Here is a 14,897-nt window from a genome sequence, read left to right as displayed (position 1 = left end):
GACCAGCACACGCGGCTGCAAGTTTTGTTACTCAGGGAAGAAGTACCCATGGCATTCCGCGCTCCCATGCTGCTCGCGCTCAGCGCCGTCACGCTGTTGTCCGGCTGCGCAGCGTTTCGCAACTACGATTCCGAACTGGCCCAGACCAATCAGCAACTGGCATCCGGCAACGTCGACGCCGCGCTGACCCTGCTGGAAAAGAACAACACCGGCACCGACAAAGACCTGCTCTATTACTTCGAGAAAGGCGAACTGCTGCGCGCCAAGGGCGACCTGTCAGGCAGCCAGAACGCGTGGGGCAGCGCCGATCAGGTGGTCGGTCAATGGGAAGACGCGGTCAAGCTCGACTCGGCCAAGTACCTGGCGCAGTTCGGCAGCTTCATCGTCAACGACAAGGTGCGTCGCTACGAAGGCTATGACTACGAAAAAGTCATGCTGACCACGCAGATGGCTCTGAACCTGTTGGCGGTCAACGATTTCGATGGTGCCCGCACGGCGATCAAAAAGACTCACGAACGCGAAGCAGTGATCGCTGACCTGCGCGACAAGGAATACCTCAAGAGCGAAGAACAGGCCGAGAAAGAAGGCATCAAGACCCAGTACAAGGATCTGCAGGGTTATCCGGTGGCCAGCCTCGACGCGCCGGAAGTGGTCGGCCTGAAAAACAGCTACCAGAGTGCGTTCAGCCATTACCTGGCCGGTTTCGTTTACGAAGCCCTGGGCGAGAAGGATCTGGCCGCGCCGGGTTATCGCAAGGCTGCCGAATTGCGCCCGAACACGCCGCTGCTCGAGCAGGCGCTGGTCAACCTCGACAAGCCTTCCAAATCCGATGACAGCGACATTCTCATCGTCGTGCAGAGCGGTCTGGCCCCGGCCCGTGACTCGATTCGCGTACCGCTGCCGCTGCCGATTTCCAACAACGTGGTGATCACCCCGTTGTCGTTCCCGATCATCAAACCGGACACCTCCACCGCGCCTTTTGCGCAGATCGGCGTCGACGGCAAGCAGGTCGACCTGACCGCACTGAACAGCACCACCGCCATGTCCCGCCGCGCTCTGCGTGATGACATGCCGGGGATCATCGTGCGCACCACCGTGCGCGCGATCACCAAAGGCGTGGCGCAGAAGCAGATCAACGAAACCAATCCGCTGGCCGGTCTCGCTGTGGGTATTTCTTCAGCAGTGCTCGAAGGTGCCGATACCCGTACATGGCGCACCCTGCCGGACAACACCCAAGTGGTGCGTCTGCGCCTGAAAAAAGGTGAGCATCAGGTTACCCTGCCGAGCGCCGTCGGCGGCTCGGTGGTCAAGGTCACCGTCGACCAGCGTTACCAAGTGATCAGCCTGCGTGCCGTGGGCAACCAGGTATTCGCTGGCGGCATCGCTGCTCACGTAATGCCGAGCGCTGCCGCGACCAACGTCGCCAGCCTCAAACAACCTTAAGAACGGAGTCTTTGCAATGCGCTTGAAGATCATCGCCGTCGCCGCCCTCGCCTTGCTGGCAGGCTGCGCCACCCCGCCACCACCTGAGCCGGGCAGCGCCGCGAGCAAAGTCGTGGCCATGGGCCCGCAGAAACACATCGTCGTCGGCGCCATGCGCGTGGCTCGTGAAAACGGCTTCATGACCGTCAACGTGCAGTTGAGCAACACCCTTAACAGCAACAAGATTTTCTACTACCGCTTCGCCTGGCTCGGCGCCGAAGGTTTCCCGGTTGCCGAAGAAGAAGTGTGGAAAAGCCAGATGATGTACGGCGCCCAGACCAGCTTCATTCAGGCCATCGCCCCGACCCCGAAAGCCGTGGATTTCCGTCTGGAAATCAAGACGCCTTAAGCCCGCCACCCTATTTCTGATTGAGAGAGCTTTCTCATGTTTGCACGCTTTTCCTGCATCGCCGTCATCGCCCTGCTCGCCTCCGGTTGCGCCAACACCTCGCCGACCCTGGGCAGCAAGAACATCAGCTACGGCGACACCAAAGCGGTTGAAACCGTGACCAACGAATTCGGTTCGACCGACCTGCAAATGATCGCCGAGTCGATGACCCGCTCGCTGGCCCAGTCCGGCATTCTGCAGGGCCGTCCGGTGGTTCAGGTCTACGATGTGAAGAACAAGACCAGCGAGTACATCGACACCCGCGAAATCACCACCAGCATCAAGACCCAACTGATGAAAACCGGTGTTGCGCGCTTCGCCAGCGACAACAATGCAATGCAGAGCCAGGTCGACCAGCTCAAGCTGCAAAACCAGAGCGGCCTGTACAAGAAAAGCACCGTGGCCAAGACCGGCAACATGGTTGCCGCCAAGTACCGCATCGAAGGCTCGATCAGCTCGATCGTCAAGCGCAGCAGCGACTACAAGGACGTCTTCTACAAATTCAGCCTGCAGTTGATCGACGTCGAAAGCGGTCTGGCCGAGTGGATGGACGAAAAAGAGATCCGCAAAACCACGGAGCGTTAATCGATGCGCACATGGATTGGCATGATGGCCCTGGCTTGCGCGTTCAGCGCGCAGGCGGCCCCGAAAGTGGCGGTGACGGATCTGGCGTATCAGGAGCGCGTGGAGCAATACATCCACATCGTTTCGGCGCAGAGTAATCATCGTGAGAGTTACTACAGCGCCAGCGGTTCTTCGAGCTACAACGAGATCGAAGCGACCACCAGCTATATCGAACAGGGCGAGTTGCGCAAATTCACCGGCGACATCAAGGGTGAAATCCTGCGTACCGGCATGTTCCAGCTGGTGCAGGGCACGCCGTATACCGCCTCATCCAAAGGCGACGTGTATGACGTGATCAAGCGCATCAAGGCCGGCAACTTCAAAGGCGCCGACTACGTGCTGTTCGGCACCGTGTCCGACATCGATTTCACCCAGGACATCAACGAGCTGGCGCACACCGACAGCTACTCGGCAGTGCTGGGCCTGACGCTGGTGGCGGATTTCAGCCTGATCAATACCAAGACCTACGAGATCACCTCGGCCTTCACGGCGATGGGCGAAGCGCAGGACACCAAACTGGTGAACCATCGCGACATCAAGATCTCGCTGAACCGTCCGCGGGTGGTGCGTGAGGTGTCGAAGGCCTTGGGCGAAGACGTGGCCGGGCAACTGAGCATGCAACTCGGTGGCGGTGACGGTTATGAGCAGCCGCGTGAAGCGCCGCAGCGCAATAATCTGCCGCGTGATACGGCGCCGGTGATTTTACGCTGAGCCGATCTGAGGACTTTTGTGGCGAAGGGCTCTGTGGCGAGGGGATTTATCCCCGTTGGGTCGCGAAGCGGCCCTCGCTATTGATTCAAGACGATTGGGACTGCTGCGCAGTCCAACGGGGATAAATCCCCTCGCCACAAAAGCTCGCTTGCCCCGATGTCTCGGTAGAAATGAAAAAGGCGACCTCTTGAGGTCGCCTTTTTTCTGTCCGAGCGGTTTACGCCGCCGCTTTGCGCAACGTCGCCATGAACGCCGCCGCGCCAATGAATAACCCGGCAAAGGTGCGGTTCATGCGTTTCTGCTGCTTGGGCGTGCGCAACAGGCGCAGCACCTTCGACGCCAGTCCGGTGTAGCCGGCCATGACAATCAGATCGACGAAAACCATGGTCACGCCGATCACCACATACTGAATCAGCAGCGGCGCATGGGGATTGATGAACTGCGGCAACACCGCGAGCATGAACACCAACGCCTTGGGGTTGCTGATGTTCACCAGAAAGCCGCGAAACACCAAAGCCAGCGGCTTGCCGATCGGCCGCACTGCGGCGTCATCGCTCATGTCCATGGGCAGCGCCCGCCATTGCTTGATCGCCAGGTAAACCAGATAGGCGACACCGAACCATTTGATCGCATGGAATGCTGTGGCCGAAGCGGTGAGCACAGCGCCAACACCCGCGCCGACAATCGCGATCTGCACCGCCAGACCGATCTGCAGGCCCAGTGCGTTCCAGTAGCCGCGCCAGAACCCGTATTGCAGACCGCTGGACATCGACGCGATGGCGCCCGCGCCCGGGGACAGGCTGATCACCCAGCAGGCGGCAAAAAATGCCAGCCATGTTTGAAGCTCCATCGCACACCTCGGCTGATGCTGTAACAAGTCGTCAAAACTAATGCTGTTTGGGGCTAAAAGCAAAAGATCGCAGCCTTCGGCAGCTCCTACAGGGATCGTATTCCAAATGTAGGAGCTGCCGAAGGCTGCGATCTTTTGATCTTGCTGGAAAAGCTACTTCTCAAAGCCACTCGACGGAAACACATCTGTCCCGCGCCAACGCCGCACCGAACGCTGGAAGAACAGGCTGTTCGGCACCTGCACCATGGCGCTGCCGGTGCCCAACTCTTCGGCCTCGACCAGCGTGGTGTAGAGCAGATTGATCGCGATCACCCGGCCTTTGACGCCAGGCTTGTCGGTGGTATCCACCAGCTCGACTACGTCGCCGAGGCGGAACGGCCCGACGGTGAAGATCAGAATCGCGCAGAGCAGGTTCGACAGCACGCTCCACATGGCGAAGAACGCCACCGCCGCCACCGCGACAAATCCCGACAGCGCCGTCCACAGCACCGTGGCCGAAACGCCGAGGCGCTCGAGCACGAAGAGCAGCGCGCTGCCCATGATCAGCCAGCGCAACACGCCGCGTAGCGGCATCAGCAACTGCGGCGGAAACGGATAGCGCTCACCCAGGCGAGTGAGGCCTTTGGCGACGAAACGCTGGGTCAGGTAACCGGCCAGCAGAATCAGCAGAATCTGCGCGGTGAACCACAACGGTTCGACCCACACCGCCGAGAAAGGCAGCTTGAAGGCTTCCATCAGGACAACGCCTCCAGCTCCGCCTGCATGCTTTCCAGGGTTTCCAGCGCTTCCATCCAGGCTTCTTCCAGCTCGGCTTCACGAACCTTCAATTTCGCCTGTTCGGCGAGCAGATCACGCAATTCATTCTTGCGCGCCGGCTCGTAGATATCGCTGTCACCGAGGCTGGCATCGACCTTGGCCAGTTTCTCGTGGAGCTTGCCCAGCTCGGCTTCAAGCTTGTCGGCCTCGCGCTTGTGCGGCGCCAGTTGCTGACGCAACGCTGCCGCCGCCTGGCGCTGCGCTTTCTTGTCGGTCTTGTCCGGGTTGACAGGCGTGTTGCTGACCGGCGCATTGCGCTGACGGTATTCCACCAGCCAGCGCGCGTAGTCTTCGAGATCGCCGTCGAACTCTTCGACCTTGCCGTCAGCGACCAGATAGAAGTTGTCGGTGGTGCTCTTGAGCAAGTGCCGATCGTGAGAGACCACCAGCACCGCACCGCTGAATTCCTGCAGGGCCATGGTCAGCGCCAGACGCATTTCCAGATCGAGGTGGTTGGTCGGTTCGTCGAGCAGCAGCAGGTTCGGCCGTTCCCAGGCGATCAACGCGAGGGCCAGACGCGCCTTCTCGCCACCGGAGAAATTCAGCACCGGCTCATCGATGCGCGCCCCCCGGAAGTCGAAGCCGCCAAGGAAGTCGCGCAAGGTCTGCTCGCGCTCACCCGGCGCGAGGCGCTGCAAGTGCAGCAACGGGCTGGCCTTGGAGTCCAGCGAATCGAGCTGATGCTGGGCGAAGTAGCCGACCACGGTGTTTTCGCCACGGGTCAGGCGCCCGGCCAGCGGTTCGAGCTCGCCGGCGAGGTTCTTGATCAGCGTCGATTTACCCGCACCGTTCGGCCCAAGCAGACCGATCCGCGCACCCGGGGTCAGTTGCAGCTTGACCTTCTCGAGGATGGTCTTGTCGCCATAACCCAGGCGTGCATCGGACAGGTCGATCAGCGGACTGGAGATCTTGGTCGACTCGCGGAAGACGAAGTCGAACGGCGAATCGACGTGGGCCGCCGACAATTCTTCCATGCGCTCCAGCGCCTTGATCCGGCTCTGCGCCTGACGGGCCTTGGTCGCCTGGGCCTTGAAGCGAGCGATGTAGCTTTCCATGTGCGCACGCTGCGCCTGCTGCTTCTCGTAGGCCTGTTGCTGCTGGGCCAGACGCTCGGCACGGGCGCGCTCGAACGCGGTGTAGCCGCCACGGTAGAGGGTCAGTTTGCGCTGATCGACATGGGCAACGTGATCGACCACTTCGTCGAGGAAATCCCGGTCGTGGGAAATCAGCAGCAAGGTGCCCGGATAACTCTTCAGCCACTCTTCGAGCCAGATGATCGCATCGAGGTCCAAGTGGTTGGTCGGTTCGTCGAGCAGCAGCAGATCCGACGGGCACATCAGTGCCTGCGCCAGATTCAGACGCATCCGCCAGCCACCGGAGAAATCGCCTACCTGACGATCCATCTGCTCATTGGTGAACCCAAGACCGGCGAGCAGCTTGCGCGCCCGCGCATCGGCGGTGTAACCGTCGGCGCTGTCGAGTTCGGCATGCAGACGCGCCAGCGCGGTGCCGTCGTGGGCCTGCTCGGCGGCGGCAAGCTCGCGTTGCACCTCGCGCAGACGCAGGTCGCCATCGAGCACATAATCGACCGCCAGGCGCTCGAGGGTGTCGACCTCCTGACGCATGTGCGCAATGCGCCAGTCGGCCGGCAGCAGGCAGTCGCCCGAATCCGGGTGCAACTCGCCGCGCAGCAAGGCGAACAGGCTGGATTTGCCGGCACCGTTGGCGCCGATTAGGCCGGCTTTGTGGCCGGCGTGCAGGGTCAGCTCGGCGTCTTCTAGCAGACGTTGCGGGCCACGCTGTAAAGTCAGGTTCTGAAGTCGGATCATAATGGCGGCGGAGTCTACCAGCTTCGCTCACAACTGGCGCGAGTAGCACGATGTCCTCTGACCTGTGGAGCTTTGCCCTTGATGTCTACGCCCGCCCGGGTGTGGAAGATGCCTGCCTGCAATTGCAAACGGCGGGCGCCAATGTCTGCCTGCTGCTGTGCGGTTTGTGGCTGGAGCAGCGCGCGGTGGCCTGCGATCAGCCGCGCGTACGCTTACTCAAGGCCTTGACCGCGCCGTGGGATATCGAAGTGGTGCAGCCACTGCGAACCCTGCGCATGCAATGGAAAGCGCGGGCCGTCGACGATGCGGTGGTGACCGGCATGCGCGAGCAGATCAAATCACTGGAGCTTGAAGCTGAGCGCACCTTGCTGTCACGCCTTGAAGGTGTGGCGCAAGAGTGGACGCGCAACGATGCAGGTTCGGTGACCTGGCTTGAAGACCTGGCCGGCAATGCCGCCAGCCTGAACCGCGACGCGCTGCAAGTGCTGCGCGTCGCGGCAACCGGCACTTAGGAAGCGCTGGTCGGGGTGCTGCTGACGTTCGACGAAGCGGCTGGTGCTGGCGCAGTCGAAGGGGTCGAGTGGGCGGCGGACGACGGTGCCGACGCAGCTGGAGCAGCCGGGGTAGCGGCAGTGGCAGGCTTGGCCGCTGGAGCGGTGGCCGGTTTGGTCGCGGCTGGTTTGGCAGCTGCAGGCTTTTTCACCGCTGGTTTTGCGGCTGGCTTGGCGGCCGGTTTTGCAGCAGCGGCAGGCTTGGCAGCAGCGGGTTTGGCACCAGGCTTGACGGCGGCCGGCTTAGCAGTGGTTTTTGCCGCAGGTTTTGCTGCCGATGTTGCGGCTGGTTTGCCAGCCGGCTTTACCGCCACTTTCGCAGCAGGTTTGGCGGCGGCCGGCTTGGCCGCAGTCCTGGCAGCAGGCTTCGCAGCGGCAGTCTTGGCAGCAGGTTTTGCTGCTGGTTTCGCTGCTGCTTTGGCAGCAGGTTTGGCGGCTGCGGTTTTCGCCGGTGCAGCTTTGCTCGCGGCCGGTTTTGCAGCGGCTTTGGCAGGGGTGGCTTTCACTGCTGGCTTGGCTGCAGCAGGTTTGGCTGCGGTGGTTTTAGCCGCCGGTTTTGCCGCGCTCGCCGCCGGCTTCTTCGCTGCAGTTTTCGCCGCTGGTTTGGCAGCCGCTTTCACTGGCGCCTTGGCCGCAGGTTTGGTGGCGGTTTTCGCAACAGCAGGTTTCGCCGCAGCGGTCTTCGCCGGGGCTTTGCTTACAGCAGGTTTAGCAGCGACTTTCTTCACTGGTGCTGCTGCCGGTTTGGCCGAACGCGACGACAGAACTTTGCCCACTGCTTCCTGAACGCGGCCAACACCCTGGGCCAGTTTCAGGCTTTCCTGGGCATCGCGCTTGAGCTGCAGAATGTAGCTGCGGGTTTCGGACTGACGATCTTTCAAAGCGTCCAGCAAGTCTTCGAGCTCTTTCACGGAAGACTTGGCTTTGTTCTGAGCCTTGGCTTTGCCGGCAGTGGCGGCGTCCTGCAACTTGGTGCGCGATTTGTGCAGTTTTTCCTGCGCCTTGCCACGCTGTTTTTCCAGCTTGGCGAGCAGTTTTTCAGCATCAGCCAAGGCTTGCGAGCAAGCGTTTTCCAAATGCTCGAGCAGGCTGCCCGACAATTGTTGGAGTAAGTGCAACGGAGTATTTACAGGCTTCTTGGTGGCCGACATGGTTTACCTCCTGGCTGACGTGAGTGCGGCTCATACTAGACCTCTGCTGATACCGCCGCTAGGGCATGTTGACAGTATCTGCACCGTTGCGTTGCACCGCAGCCGAAATGTTCTGCGCCGAGGAAAAAGCAGTTCACCGATGCAGACGTTTGCACTGGCATAATCCCCCGCATCTCAGGTCGGAGAGTGCCCATGTCGCGCTACTTTATTTTGTCCCTCTGCGTGTTTTTTTCGACGGCGTATGCCGATGAAAAAACCACGGCGAACGATGCTCATGATCTGGCTTACAGCCTCGGTGCCAGCCTCGGCGAACGACTGCGCCAAGAGGTGCCGCAGTTGCAGATCCAGGCGCTGATCGAAGGTCTGCAACAGGCATATCAGGGCAAGCCACTGGCGTTGAGTGAAGCGCGCATTGAACAGATTCTGGCCGACCATGAATCGCAAAATGCCGAGCAGGCTTCACGGCAGTCGAGCGATGCTGCGATGGAAAACGAGCAACGCTTTCTCAGCACAGAAAAAGCCAAACCGGGGGTGAAGGAACTGGCCGATGGCATCCTCCTGACTGAACTGGTTCCGGGCACTGGCGCCAAGGCCGGCCCGGACGGCAAAGTGCAGGTGCTGTATGTCGGCAAGCTGCCGGACGGCACCGTGTTCGATCAGAACACCCAGCCGCAATGGTTCAACCTCGACAGCGTGATTGCCGGTTGGCGCACCGCCTTGCAGAACATGCCGGTGGGGGCGAAATGGCGGCTGGTGATTCCATCGGATCAGGCCTATGGTGCCGACGGTGCCGGCGACCTGATTGCGCCGTTCACGCCTCTGGTTTTTGAAGTGGAGTTGCGTGGTGCGACGAGCTGATCAGGCATAAAAAAACGGTGCGCTTGCGGGCGCACCGTTTTTCATGAAGGACGTGGATCAGGCCTGAACCGAATATTCTTCCTTGTGTGCCGTGTGCAGCACTTCGATCAGGCAATCCTCAAGTTCAAAGCGCTCATGCAGCAAGCCGCCCAATTCCTTGAATTTCTCCGCAACGCATTTGCCTTCGTCGCACAGATCATTGAATGCGAGCAGCTTCTCGGTAATGACGTCGATGCGCGGGTAGATGGTCTCGGCGAGTTCCAGGCCGCGCTTGTCGTTGAACGCCTTGGCTTCGCCGGTCAGCTGTTCATAGATTTCGAAGTGACCCGCCGATACGTAATCGACCAGTACACCGCAGAACTCCAACAAGGGTTTGCGGCTTTCGGACAGCGAATCAGGCTGCGCACCGAGCTTGTCGTAGGCGACGATCAGCTCTTCACGCTCCTGCAACCAGCGGTCGATCAGCAGATGAACCCCACCCCAACGTTCCTGAGCATTCTGACAACTTTCGAGCATGGCGATCTCTCTTCCCTTGTGGGTCATGCTGCTCTACACCCGCGCCCCTGTTCTGATTTGACTGGTGGACGATCGGGCAGAGCGTCATCGAGCAACATAAATCCAATGACACGTGCCGGCCAGATTATGCCCGCACGCCTATGGCTTCAAGGTACGCAGGAGATAAAGTTCATACAAGTGTTTAATCCCTGACCAGCATGTGGTGCGACGCTTCGTCGCTGACCGGTCGTTGCAGAGCACTCCAGATCAGACGCAGCAACTGATAAACCGCAAGGATCGACACACCGACAAAAAACAGCAGGCTCCATTCGGGGATGCTCAAATCGAACAGTGTCCAGGAAATATCCGCACAATCAGCGCCGCCGTTGAACATCCGTTGCAAGGCGCAGATCCACGGCAGTTCGCTGAACAGTGACTCCACGGTGGGCGAGCATTTGACCAGTTGCAGCATGGAGTCACTCTGAATCAACACCTGCCGCCACGCAGCGGTGGTTCCCCCCAGACTGGCGCCGAGCGCAAACAGCCAGTACCACCATAAGCCAACGCGCCGGGGGCCATGCACCGCCGCCACGCCGCAGCCGATGCACAGCAATGTGAGGAACAACCGCTGCACCAGGCACAGACTGCAAGGCGTCAGTCCGACCGCGTATTCGAGGTAATAGGAAGCTCCCAGAGCAAAGGCCCCCGCAATGAAAGCCATGAAGAACAAGGAGCGTGAGCAGGCCAACGACATGGCTTTTCCGTAACAGTAGAGACAGACGGTTACGGTAGAGGAAAGCGTGTCAGCCTTTCAAGGCAAGGGCCTGGCGACAGTTCACCACAGGTGTAGGGAAAACCCGACAGGCTCGATAGGAAACGGTGAAGCGCTTTGTAGGACTTTGTCTGTAGAGCGCAAAGAAGGGGAATTTTCGGTCATCGAAGTTCACGAGGGAGCAACCTCCCTCGCCATTCATACCTTCGCCGGGACTGGCAGAGGCGCCGCCAGCAGGCGTTCATCAAGCAGCCCCAGACCTTCCTGGAACAACTGATTGCTGCGCTCGGTATCGCCAAGCTGTGCAAGCAGACGGGCCAACTCCGCACAGGTCTCCGGATTGCGCTGCACGCGCAGACTGCTTTCCAGATAGTCACGGGCCTTGCCCCAAAGGCTGGTTTGCAGACACAGGCGTCCAAGGGTCAGCAGCAGGCTCGGATCGGCCGGGTGCTCCTTGAGCCAGCCTTCGGCCGTCTGCAACTGACGCGCAGGATCACTGCCACGAACCAGACCATAAAGCCGCGCCAGATGGCTGTCGTATTTGCGCTTGAGCGCTGCTCGCAGGACCTCTTCGGCCTCGACCTGAGCGCCCAGCTGGCGCAATTGCTCGGCATAGGCCAGTACCAAAGGTGCTTCCTGACGCTGCGCCGAAGTCAGCTGTTCCCACGCCCGCTTGAGCGATTGCAGACCCACCGTACCGTCTTCTTCACGATGCGCTGCCAGCGAGAGGTTCTCACCCCAGGCGCGCCGTTCGAGCTCGGCCAGTTCTGCCGGCGGCAGCACTTTGTCCTTGCGCAACTCAGGCAGCAAACGAATCACCGCCGACCATTCGCCACGCTGCTGATGCAGACGTTGCAATTGACGCAACGTCTGCGCGCTGCGCGGATGCCGTTCATGCATTGCCTGCAAGGTCACCAGCGCACCGTCGGTGTCGCCACGGTCGGTTTGCAATTGTGCGTGACTGAGGGCAATTGCCAATTCGGCTTGCGGCTGACGCTCCAGCGCGCGTTCGAGCAAACGATCACTTTCTTCGTACTGGCCCTGCTCGTTCGCCGCACGTGCGGCGCCGAGGTAATAAAGCAATGGTTGGCGCTCGGCTTCCGCCGCGCGGGTCAGATGCCGTTGCGCACTGGCCCAGCGACCTTCAGCCAGATCCAGCTGCCCGTGCTCGATCGCCACTTGCACGCGGCGGCTGCGATTGCGTCGCGACCACGGATTGACCACGCCGGTGGAGGTCATCACCAGCTCGACCAGCACCTTGATGCCCCAGAACAGCAGCCACAGCACCGCTATCACCGCCAAGGTCGCCCACAGGCTCGATTCGTAGCGGAAGCTCTTGTACGCCACCAGCACGTAACCGGAATGCTCGGCAATCGCCAGGCCCAGCGCTGCCGTCGCGGCGATGACCAGAAACACGATTACATAGAGGCGCTTCATGGGGTCGCCTCCTGCGCAGCATTGGCGGCCGGTTTGGCAAACGGTTTCACCGATTCCTCGGCATTGACGTTACGCCGCTCCAGATACCCCTGCACCGCACTCAAGGTGCCAGTCAGATCCGGCGTCTTGACGGTGACCGGTTCCTTGCTCAGCTCGGAGACCTGTTCCAGCATGACTTTGCTTTGCGGATTGTCCGGGTTGAAATTGCCCTTGAGCACATCGCGTGCCTCGGCCAGCGCCTGGGTGTACACCGCCGCCTGACCGTTGAGCGCCGCCCACTGCGCCTGCTCCAGCGCCAGGCTCAGGGCCAGGCGCACCTGGCTCAGGCTTTGCCCGGCCAGCAGCGGTTTGACGTTTTTGTCAGCGTTGAAATCGATGCGGATATAGCGCGACACCTTGTCCCACCACTGCGCCCAGCGACCGGCGCCATCGCCATCGGCGGTCAGCCCCAGCAGGGACTCGCCGCGATCCTTGTACTCCGGCGCCAGCTCGGTGAGGTCGATGACCTGATCGCGCAGCGCGCCGAGACGCAGGAACAGCCCGGTGCGATCCGGCTGTTCGGTGCTGCGCAAGGCGACCAGGGTTTTCGCCACTTGCTCGCGCGCGGCGAAGGAACCCGGATCGTTCTGCTCACGGAGAATTTCATCGGCGCCCTGCACCAGTGCCTGGGCGCTGCTGATGTCCTGCAGCGCTGAAAGGCGCAGGCTGGCCAGACGCAGCAAGTGTTCGGCCTCGGCCAGACGCCAGTCCTTGCGGCTGGCGCCGAGGACGGTTTCCAGACGTTGATTGAGGCGCTGCTGATCGCCCTGCAGTTGCGTGACCAGACGCTGGCGCTCGGCGAGTTCGTCCGCACCGGGCAACTGCGCCAGTCGTTCGGTCAGACGCTGTTCGTTGAGCTTCAGACTCTGCGCCTGATCGTTCAGCGCCTGCACCTGACTCGACTGTTGCTGCGTGTTGTTCTGCAGGTGGCGCACCTGCCAGACACCCCAGCCGCCAATGGCGACACCGGCGGCGCCGAGCAGCAGGGCGACAATTGCCAGTCCATTGCCTCGGCGCGGCTCTTTGGCCGGTGGTGGAGTTTCAACCTGGGCATCGAGCGCAGGCTGGACGTCATCTTTTGGCAAGGCTGTTTCGCTCACGTATCCATCCTTTGCATTAGAAAACGGCACGGGACATTCCCGTAACGCCGTCAGCAAAGCCGCGGCACTCGCGCCGCGGCAATCCACAACTGTTTGAGCCCCGGCGGCACGTGCCAGCTCGGCGACTCTCGGACTTGGAACAAACAACGGCAACGGCGCGATCTTCGGCCAGGCATCGCCGGCCATCTGCCGCAGGTGCTCGAAACCCTGTCCACTGCTGACCACCAGCCCGTTCAAGCGTTCCGCTTCGATCCGCCGTGGCAGCTCGTTCAGCGGATAGGCTGGCAGTTCACGGCGATACAACTCCAGATACTCGACACTAGCACCAAGCGCGCGCAGGCGCTCGGCGAGCAGTTCACGACCGCCCTCGCCGCGCAGGATCATCACCTGCGCGCCGGGCTGGCTGACCGCCTCGCGCAGACGCGGCAATTGCAACAAGGCTTCACTGTCATCGCCGTCAACCGGAAAGCTCACATCGAGACCGTGTTCGCGAAGAATGCCTGCGGTCGCCGCGCCGACGCTGAACCACGGCATGCTCAATGGCGGCGCACCTTCAGACTTGAGCAAGTCCACCGCGATCCGCGCCGCCGGTTTGCTGACCACGATCACTGCGCTGCAAGCGGGCAATCGCGAAATCGCTTGGCGAATAGTGTCAGAGACCGGCAGCGGAACAATGTCCAAAAGCGGCAGACAACTGCTGAAAATCCCGTGCCCGGCCAGCTGTTCGGCCAGCGCCGCGCAGTCGTCTGCCGGGCGCGTCAGCAGCAGGCGCCAGGCTGTCACTCGTGACCCGCCTCGCCGTAGACAGCTTTGAGAATGTCGTCAGCGCCTTGCTTGAGCAAGTCTTCAGCGACCTGCACACCCAAGGTTTCCGCGTCGGCACGCGGCGCCCGGGCTTCGGCACTGAGAAGCTTGCCGCCGCTCGGCTCACCGACCAGACCGCGCAACCACAACTGCTCGCCTTCAAGCACGGCGTAGCAGGCGATCGGCACTTGGCAGCCGCCGTTCAAATGTTTGTTGAGGGCGCGTTCCGCATTCACTCGCGAAGCGGTATCGGCGTGATGCAAAGGCGCGAGCAAGGCGTGGATTTCGTGGTCGGCGCTGCGGCATTCGATGCCGACCGCGCCCTGGCCACCGGCCGGCAGGCTGTCATCGACACTGATCGCCGAAGTGATGCGATCTTCGAAACCCAGGCGGATCAAGCCCGCCGCAGCGAGGATGATCGCGTCGTACTCGCCGGCGTCGAGCTTGGCCAGACGGGTGTTGACGTTGCCGCGCAGGAACCGGATCTGCAGATCCGGGCGACGCGCCAGCAATTGCGTCTGCCGACGCAGGCTCGAGGTGCCGACGATGGCACCGGCAGGCAGCGCTTCAAGACTGGCGTAGGTGTTGGAGACGAAAGCATCGCGCGGGTCTTCACGCTCACAGATGCAGAACAGACCCAGGCCTTGCGGGAAGTCCATCGGCACGTCTTTCATCGAATGCACGGCGATATCGGCCTGGTTTTCCAGCAGCGCGGTTTCCAGTTCCTTGACGAACAGGCCCTTGCCGCCGATCTTCGACAGTGGCGAGTCGAGCAGCTTGTCACCGCGACTGACCATGGGCACCAGCGTCACCAGCAGGCCCGGGTGGGCCGCCTCGAGACGGGCTTTGACGTATTCGGCCTGCCAGAGGGCCAGCGCACTTTTACGGGTGGCGATGCGGATTTCGCGAGGGGACATGGAACAATCCGTACTGAATAGATACGGCGGATAATAACAGCTCAGTCAATTTCACTTTGACCTGAATCAGAAC

At 61.2% G+C, this 14,897-nt stretch carries 15 protein-coding genes and 1 pseudogene; 6 read left to right on the top strand and 10 right to left on the bottom strand.

Annotated elements, in window-relative coordinates:
* The first annotated feature begins 48 nt into the window (after positions 1-48).
* The 4 genes from ASG55_RS25870 to ASG55_RS25855 are packed head-to-tail and all read left to right on the top strand — an operon-like array spanning position 49 to position 3,205.
* The gene (locus ASG55_RS25870) at positions 49-1,443 is read left to right on the top strand and encodes a COG3014 family protein (RefSeq protein ID WP_056791673.1); all 1,395 of its coding nucleotides are present in this window, start codon (positions 49-51) and stop codon (positions 1,441-1,443) included.
* 16 nt (positions 1,444-1,459) lie between these two features.
* A complete protein-coding gene (locus ASG55_RS25865; protein WP_016772611.1) occupies positions 1,460-1,831 on the top strand; it encodes a YcfL family protein in 372 nt (123 codons plus the stop codon).
* Between the two features lie 36 nt (positions 1,832-1,867).
* Positions 1,868-2,455, top strand: coding sequence for a penicillin-binding protein activator LpoB (gene lpoB / locus ASG55_RS25860; protein ID WP_016772610.1), 588 nt, complete (start codon positions 1,868-1,870; stop codon positions 2,453-2,455).
* Between the two features lie 3 nt (positions 2,456-2,458).
* Positions 2,459-3,205 (top strand): hypothetical protein, encoded by a 747-nt coding sequence (locus tag ASG55_RS25855; protein WP_016772609.1) that lies wholly within the window; start codon positions 2,459-2,461, stop codon positions 3,203-3,205.
* A gap of 217 nt (positions 3,206-3,422) precedes the next feature.
* On the opposite strand, the gene rhtB is transcribed toward ASG55_RS25855, so the two are convergent.
* From rhtB to ASG55_RS25840, 3 genes are all read right to left on the bottom strand, one after another.
* Entirely contained in the window at positions 3,423-4,055 is a 633-nt protein-coding gene (gene rhtB, locus ASG55_RS25850) for a homoserine/homoserine lactone efflux protein (protein ID WP_024014759.1), read from the bottom strand.
* Between the two features lie 153 nt (positions 4,056-4,208).
* The gene (locus ASG55_RS25845) at positions 4,209-4,790 is read right to left on the bottom strand and encodes a mechanosensitive ion channel family protein (protein WP_056791670.1); all 582 of its coding nucleotides are present in this window, start codon (positions 4,788-4,790) and stop codon (positions 4,209-4,211) included.
* Positions 4,790-6,700, bottom strand: coding sequence for an ATP-binding cassette domain-containing protein (locus tag ASG55_RS25840; RefSeq protein WP_056791667.1), 1,911 nt, complete (start codon positions 6,698-6,700; stop codon positions 4,790-4,792). Before ASG55_RS25840 ends, ASG55_RS25845 begins: the two co-directional genes overlap by 1 nt.
* Positions 6,701-6,750: 50 nt before the next feature.
* On the opposite strand from ASG55_RS25840, the gene ASG55_RS25835 reads away from it, so the two are divergent.
* On the top strand, positions 6,751-7,212 hold the full coding sequence (locus ASG55_RS25835; RefSeq protein ID WP_056791665.1) for a TIGR02444 family protein: 462 nt from the start codon (positions 6,751-6,753) through the stop codon (positions 7,210-7,212).
* Here ASG55_RS25835 and ASG55_RS25830 read toward each other — a convergent pair.
* Positions 7,209-8,402 carry an AlgP family protein gene (locus ASG55_RS25830; RefSeq protein ID WP_056791662.1) on the bottom strand — a complete coding sequence of 398 codons (1,194 nt, stop codon included), beginning with the start codon at positions 8,400-8,402 and terminating at the stop codon, positions 7,209-7,211. The two genes, ASG55_RS25835 and ASG55_RS25830, sit on opposite strands and share 4 nt — an antisense overlap.
* A gap of 192 nt (positions 8,403-8,594) precedes the next feature.
* On the opposite strand from ASG55_RS25830, the gene ASG55_RS25825 reads away from it, so the two are divergent.
* On the top strand, positions 8,595-9,260 hold the full coding sequence (locus tag ASG55_RS25825; RefSeq protein WP_041476919.1) for an FKBP-type peptidyl-prolyl cis-trans isomerase: 666 nt from the start codon (positions 8,595-8,597) through the stop codon (positions 9,258-9,260).
* Between the two features lie 57 nt (positions 9,261-9,317).
* On the opposite strand, the gene ASG55_RS25820 is transcribed toward ASG55_RS25825, so the two are convergent.
* The 6 genes and pseudogenes from ASG55_RS25820 to hemC form a co-directional block, all read right to left on the bottom strand.
* A complete protein-coding gene (locus tag ASG55_RS25820) occupies positions 9,318-9,776 on the bottom strand; it encodes an Rsd/AlgQ family anti-sigma factor (protein WP_056791659.1) in 459 nt (152 codons plus the stop codon).
* Positions 9,777-9,957: 181 nt separating this feature from the next.
* On the bottom strand, positions 9,958-10,509 hold the full coding sequence (locus ASG55_RS25815; RefSeq protein WP_041476921.1) for a disulfide bond formation protein B: 552 nt from the start codon (positions 10,507-10,509) through the stop codon (positions 9,958-9,960).
* Positions 10,510-10,725: 216 nt separating this feature from the next.
* On the bottom strand, positions 10,726-11,964 hold the full coding sequence (locus ASG55_RS25810; RefSeq protein ID WP_041476923.1) for a heme biosynthesis protein HemY: 1,239 nt from the start codon (positions 11,962-11,964) through the stop codon (positions 10,726-10,728).
* Positions 11,961-13,103, bottom strand: a complete 1,143-nt coding sequence (locus ASG55_RS27380) for a uroporphyrinogen-III C-methyltransferase (RefSeq protein ID WP_056791721.1) — start codon at positions 13,101-13,103, stop codon at positions 11,961-11,963. The genes ASG55_RS25810 and ASG55_RS27380 overlap by 4 nt, the downstream gene beginning before the upstream one ends.
* A gap of 36 nt (positions 13,104-13,139) precedes the next feature.
* Positions 13,140-13,886 (bottom strand): annotated as a pseudogene (locus ASG55_RS27375) (uroporphyrinogen-III synthase); the annotation flags it as partial.
* Complete coding sequence (gene hemC, locus ASG55_RS25800; protein WP_056791656.1) at positions 13,883-14,824, bottom strand: hydroxymethylbilane synthase; 942 nt, start codon at positions 14,822-14,824, stop codon at positions 13,883-13,885. The gene hemC and the pseudogene ASG55_RS27375, both read right to left, overlap by 4 nt.
* Positions 14,825-14,897: the final 73 nt, after the last annotated feature.

The sequence above is a fragment of the Pseudomonas sp. Leaf434 genome, assembly GCF_001425545.1.
Classification (GTDB): domain Bacteria; phylum Pseudomonadota; class Gammaproteobacteria; order Pseudomonadales; family Pseudomonadaceae; genus Aquipseudomonas; species Aquipseudomonas siliginis.
Note: the sequence above shows the minus strand (reverse complement) of the source record. Positions and strands in the feature narration are given on the sequence as shown.